General features: G+C 28.6%; 6 protein-coding genes. 2 read left to right on the forward strand and 4 right to left on the reverse strand.

From position 1 onward, the window contains the following. The first annotated feature begins 118 nt into the window (after positions 1-118). Together UIB65_RS01690 and UIB65_RS01695 are read left to right on the forward strand one after the other, a co-directional pair. On the forward strand, positions 119-1006 hold the full coding sequence (locus UIB65_RS01690; protein ID WP_330039418.1) for a hypothetical protein: 888 nt from the start codon (positions 119-121) through the stop codon (positions 1004-1006). 1 nt (position 1007) lies between these two features. Next, complete coding sequence (locus tag UIB65_RS01695; protein ID WP_330039419.1) at positions 1008-1703, forward strand: hypothetical protein; 696 nt, start codon at positions 1008-1010, stop codon at positions 1701-1703. Between the two features lie 321 nt (positions 1704-2024). Here UIB65_RS01695 and UIB65_RS01700 read toward each other — a convergent pair whose 3' ends face one another. The 4 genes from UIB65_RS01700 to UIB65_RS01715 form a co-directional block, all read right to left on the reverse strand. After that, the gene (locus UIB65_RS01700) at positions 2025-3104 is read right to left on the reverse strand and encodes a phosphonoacetaldehyde reductase (protein ID WP_330039420.1); all 1080 of its coding nucleotides are present in this window, start codon (positions 3102-3104) and stop codon (positions 2025-2027) included. 2 nt (positions 3105-3106) lie between these two features. Further along, the gene (gene aepY / locus UIB65_RS01705; protein ID WP_330039421.1) at positions 3107-4228 is read right to left on the reverse strand and encodes a phosphonopyruvate decarboxylase; all 1122 of its coding nucleotides are present in this window, start codon (positions 4226-4228) and stop codon (positions 3107-3109) included. A gap of 4 nt (positions 4229-4232) precedes the next feature. After that, positions 4233-5528, reverse strand: coding sequence for a phosphoenolpyruvate mutase (gene aepX, locus UIB65_RS01710; RefSeq protein ID WP_330039422.1), 1296 nt, complete (start codon positions 5526-5528; stop codon positions 4233-4235). Continuing rightward, positions 5525-6205, reverse strand: a 681-nt coding sequence (locus tag UIB65_RS01715) for a sugar phosphate nucleotidyltransferase (RefSeq protein ID WP_330039423.1), incomplete at its 5' end; no start/stop codon positions are given. The genes aepX and UIB65_RS01715, both read right to left, overlap by 4 nt.

Consider the following 6205-nt stretch of genomic DNA (forward strand, 5'->3'; position numbering starts at 1 on the left):
TACTTTTCAAATGCTCTCTGAAAAGCGTTATATTGTAGTTACTAATAATATATGCATAATTGCATTAATCAAAATTTAAATAATATTAAAAAAAATATTAAATTAAGGAGGGGGTTAAATGTTTATGGAAGTTTCTGATGTTTCATCTATTGATAACTTAATGAAATATCTGTTATATGAATTGAAAGTTAGAAATATGGGCATTTCTAAAACTTTAATGATTAAGTTAATATTTAAGATTAGAGAAGTTTTAGGAAAAGATCATGAATTATACTCTCAACTTCCTTACTACTGGTATTTTTATGGTCCTTTTTCACAACCAATCCATGATTCATTCATCTTTTTCCATGATAAATACGAATATAGCTCCTTCGGTCAAGTAATTTTAAAAAATGGATGCCTGAATGAATTTGATAATGGGGATTTCATTTCAAAATATCCTGAAATAGATTCTATTACAAATGGCTTGCTTAAAAACAGTCAAAAATTCTATAAAAATATCAAAAAAGATATATACAAAGAATATGCTCCATTTGATATAATGTATCCATTCAAATTTAAGATTTTTGACATTGCACACAATTCAAGGTCCCCTGAACAGTTTGATAATGAGGAATTCATTAAAAACATGTTTAGATGCGAAGCAAAATTGCCATGCGATTCATATTATGCACAATACAATGATGTCTTTTCCAAATTCCTTACAAATTTGGATTTCATCAATGAGGAAAATAACTTCTGTTCCTGTTGGAATCTCTTAAGAGATCCAATTAAAGATCTCTGGAAAACATTCGCTAAAGGCGTCAGGGTTGAATATAAGGATGACTACTATAATTATAAGGAAGCATCATGGAATAGGGACTATTTAGGTAGTTTGAAAGAATTATCAATCACAATAAATGAAACAAAAAATCTTGTTCATTTGGATAAATTACCAAAAACCGATTATACTCCTGCTGAAAGTAAAATGGTTAATGCAACTATTGGCGGATATTTGAGGGGATAGATTGGATAATTTACATTTTTTAGATACCAATATTTTACTGGCAATGGTTCTACCAAATGATAATAGTTTTGAAGAAAGTAAATCTTACTTGTCAAAAAATTATCACAGGCACATTAGTAATACTGTTTGTTTGGAATCAGAAAGAAAAATAGAAAGTATCAGAAGAATTTCTTTAAAATTAGTTGATTTTATAAAAGTATATTCATTTGACAATAACATTAATCCATTAAATGCACAAAAACATCACAGTATTATCAAAAATAATTTTATAGGCCAATATGGAGATAATGAATGTCCTGAGAATATGAAACGAGACAGGTTTGTTAATTTGGTTTCTGAATTTTTTAGAATGCATGAAACTGAAATTAATGATTTGCTATTAAGGCAAGATGAAACGGATTTGTCCAATATAATAAAATCAACTTCCAGGAAAAGTTTAAATAAACTAGCAAGAATTTTAAATAGATATTGGTGCATTACAGTCATTGACAGTGCAAATAAAATTGATAAACTTAACTCAATTAAGATTCATAATCCTGATGCAAAATTACTCGATGAATCTTTTTGTTTGCAGCTTTTTCTAAATAAAACAGTTTATTTCATAACCTTTGATAAAGATATCTTGGAAAAATATGATTTAATTCAACAAGTGCTCAATAAGCATGTTCATGTCACTCACCCCAATTATTTTAATTAATATTTGGTTTAGATAGTTCAATGTTGTTTGCAAGATTCTATGTTTTGAAAGAAATAATGCCTAACATTTATTAAATAACATATTTTAAATCTAAACTAATTTTTATTATAAACAAAATAGCCTATAATATGTATTGATTATTAAAAATTTAAAATCTTGTATATTTTTGATAGAACTATGCGTTGGGTTTATATATTAATTTAAGTCAAATTTGTGGATAACGTTCTGAAAAATATGGTAATAATCTATGGGAGGATTTATAGAATTTGAAATAATATGAATTTATGTGAATCTCTTTTTTTAAAAATCTATAATATTATTTTAATAAATACTATTTAAAATATCTTCAATTTCTTCTTCAGTAAATATTATGGGATTATTATCCATCCTTCCACTGGTTGTTGCTAGTTTAACAATATTTGGAATATCTTCTTTATTTACACCAAAATTGGACAATTTCAATCTATTGTTGGATACTTCATCAAACCATTTTTTAATATCTTCTAAGTTTTTGGCATCCCAAGCATCTAAAAACAAATCTTTTTCTGCAATATAATTCCAATTTCTTTTTAAAACTTCAAACAATGTTAATGCAGCTGCAAAACCATGATTAATGCCAAACATCATTGTTAAAGGATATGAAATTGAATGTGATGCGGTGGTACGTGTATTTGAAAAGGCAAGACCTGCAAAAAATGATCCCATCAACATTTCTTGGCGATATTCTAAATTATCTAAATCACTTAAAACTAATGGCAAATACTTTTTAATAATTCTAATAGAATCTCTTGCAAGAACTCGAGTATATTTATTTGATGGAACAGACCAATACGATTCCATTGCATGAGCAAGAGCATCAAGGCCAGTTGCTAAGGTCAAATTTTCATCCATTGTAGAGGTTAATTTGGGAACTAACCAAGATTCATTTGGATATAAATAATCAGCATCGATAGAATATTTTTTATTATTATCAAAGTCCCATATTGTTGCCCATTTTGTACATTCAGAACCAGTTCCAGCAGTTGTTGGAACAGCAATAAATGGAATGGAATTGGTGTTATCTAAATAATTTTTATTTTTAAGTAAATCTAAAATATCATTGTTTTTGTATTCATATAATGAAGATATTGCTTTGGCAAGATCAATTGAACTTCCACCACCAATTGCAATAATTAAATCTGGTTTTTTGATTTGGTTTAAAATATCTTGTACTGTATGAACATCTGGATTAGAAATACTTTCATTTAAAACTTGAAAATTACTGACTTCAAAACTAAAAGTATTAATAACTCTTTTAGATGCAATAAATAAAATATTTCCACTGAATTCATTAAGTCTTCTTTTCATTTCATTTAAATCATACTCATGAAATTTTATTGGTACATTATAAACCCAATCCATATTTATTCACCTTTCAATTTTTTCATAAAATCGTTTTTATTTTCAATTGGTGTGGTAGTTGGTCTTCCAAGATTGGTTCTTGATGAAATATCAACATCAATATTTAAAAATACGGGGCCTTTTGATTCTATGAATTTTGGTAAAACTTCATTCAGTTCTTCAAGATTTCTTGCATTAAATACTTTTTCATACCCGCATGAAGTTACCAATTCTTTGATGTTAATGTCTACCATTATTGTTGGAAGCCCACCAACACTTTCATGGGCAGAATTATTAAACATTACATGGTGGAAGTTTTTTGGGGATTTGGAACCAATTAAAGCTAATGCTCCCATATGCATCAATACAGCACCGTCGCCGTCAAAACAAAAAATCTTTTTTGATGGATTGTTTATAGCAATTCCTAAAGCAATACTTGATGAGTGACCCATAGACCCCACTGTCAAAAAGTCGTTTCCATGGCCTTGACTTTTTGCTTCCCTATATTCGAATAATTCCCTTGATGATTTACCAGTAGTGGAAACAATCATATCATTTGGAGTTAAATAATCACTTACTATTTGGATTGCTTTTTCCCTTGTTAATGTGTTTGCATTGGATTTTGGAATGTTATACTCTTCAAAAGCACCTTTTGATACGACAACAGCAACACTTTCACCGGCATTTAGTTTATCTAAAAACTCATTTTTGAAAGTATTTTTCAAATAGTCAAATGTTGAATCTTTATTAATTATGATATATGAAATATCTAAGAGTTCAAGTAAATCTAAGGTAATTTCACCTTGTTTTTTGTGTTGAGGCTCATCATGAATGCCTGGTTGACCTCTCCATCCAATAACATAAATTATTGGAATTGAATAAACTTTTTGATGGGTTAATGAAGTTACTGGATTCACAATATTTCCTAATCCTGAATTTTGAAGGTAAACAATAGGAAAATTATTAGTGGTTAGATGATAGCCTGAAGCTATTGCGACAGCATTACCTTCATTAGTAGCAATGACATTGTTCTCATTTTCTTCAATGTAATCACAAAAAGAACTTAATTGTGAGTCCGGAACGCCACAAAAGAAATTGATATTATTTTCTTTTAAATAATTGATAAAATCTTTAACATCTATCATATAATCACTCATCTGGAATTAATGTTAAAATCTCCTTAATTGATAAGCATTTATCATCTGCTTCCTTACATCTTTCATTTTCCAAAATCATATTTGCAGTTTTAACCATTGCAGGATAGGAACTTCTAATTAAGTGATTAGCATAAATAACAATATTAACGCCTTTTTTAGCAAATTCTTCTTCATAAACTTGATTAAATGAAGTTGGAACAACAACTAAAGGTATATTTGGTGCAAATTCGTTGAACTTATCGCAAAACTCAAAAATTTCATCAGGTTTGGATTCCCTTGAGTGAATCATGATTCCATCAGCACCTGCTTTGATGTAAGCTTTAGCTCTTTTTATTGCATCATCCATTCCTTGTTTTAAAATCAAACTTTCAATTCTTGCAATAATCATGAATTCTTCAGTTAATAATGCTTTTTTACCTGCACTAATCTTTTCACAGAAGTTTTCTATTGAATCTTGAGTTTGTTTAACTTCAGTACCGAAAAGTGAATTTTTCTTTAATCCTACTTTATCTTCAATGATGATTGCAGAAATTCCCATTCTCTCAATGGTTTTAATATTAAAAACAAAATGTTCTAAAAGACCTCCAGAATCTCCATCTAAAATAATGGGTTTAGTAGAAACTTCCATAATTTCGTTTATGGTGTTTATTCTTGAGGTCATATCTACCAATTCAATGTCGGGTTTTCCCTTAGCAGTTGAATCAGTAAGACTTGAAACCCAGATGGCATCAAAACTGTTAATTTGTTCATCTTTTTCAACTTTGGCGTTCTCAACAACGAGTGCAGATAAACCATTATGAGCTTCGATTGTTCTGACAATTGGTTTAAGGGATATTAATTTTTTTAGTTTAGATCGCCTAATATCTGGAATAGAATCGGTTTTTTTAATTAAATCATTAATTTTATCCACACTAATATCTTCTGTGTATGGGATTTCTATTAATTGGCCGCCCCACTCTTTTAATGTCTGGATAACATTAGTTCTGATTTTGCTTTGAACACCTTCTTTCCAGTCATCACCATGGAAAACATAATCTGGTTTATATTTTTTAAGATTATCTGTATAATCAAGAGTATTTTGAGGAACAACTTCAGATACTCCACTGATATTTTCTATAATGAATTTTCTTTCTTTAAATCCAATAACTGGAAATCTTTTATAGGTTGCTACTGCTTCATCTGTAAGTACTCCAACTATTAATTTTCCATATTCATTCGCTTTTTTGATTAGATTAATGTGTCCGTGATGTAATATATCTGCACTTATTGCAATATAAACTGTTTTCATTTTAAAATCTCCTTAACTTTTTTTAAATCATCTATATTGTCTACTTCCCTACATAATAATCCTTTTAAGTCTAAAGGTTTGATTATTACTTTGTCTGTAATTTCGTTTAGAGCATTTTCTGCATAAACACTTGTCTGGTTGTTATTGCAGTAATTATTAATGTTTATTTTCCAAGCTTGCCAGTCCTTGGATTTTAATTTGTAGAATGGTTGGCATGCAACAGCATCATCTTTGAAGTAGTCAACTCCAATATATTTTATTTGATTGTTTTCAATTTTTGCTTTAAAATCATTTTTTGGAATTTCAATAGTGGTATCTATTACCACACAAGATTCATCAGAGTTTATTATATTTGCAGCTGTTTTCAATTCAAAAACTAAATCTCCATGAAGTAAAATAATATCATCGTCTAAATTATCAATAAAATCTAGAGACTTTATGTAGTTGGTTTTATCATAAATGGGGTTGTGAACGAAAGTGAATGGGATATTTGGGAAGTTTTCTTCACAATATTTGATTAAAATTTCATTTAAGTATCCTGTTGTGATGATAAATTCATCAATATCAAAATTAGAAAGGATTTTAATGGCTCTTGATAAAATAGTTTCGTTATTTGATAATTTTATTAATGATTTTGGATTATTTTGAGTTAATTCACCTAATCTTGTTCCCATTCC

This window comes from Methanobrevibacter sp. (assembly GCF_036307625.1).
GTDB lineage: Archaea > Methanobacteriota > Methanobacteria > Methanobacteriales > Methanobacteriaceae > Methanocatella.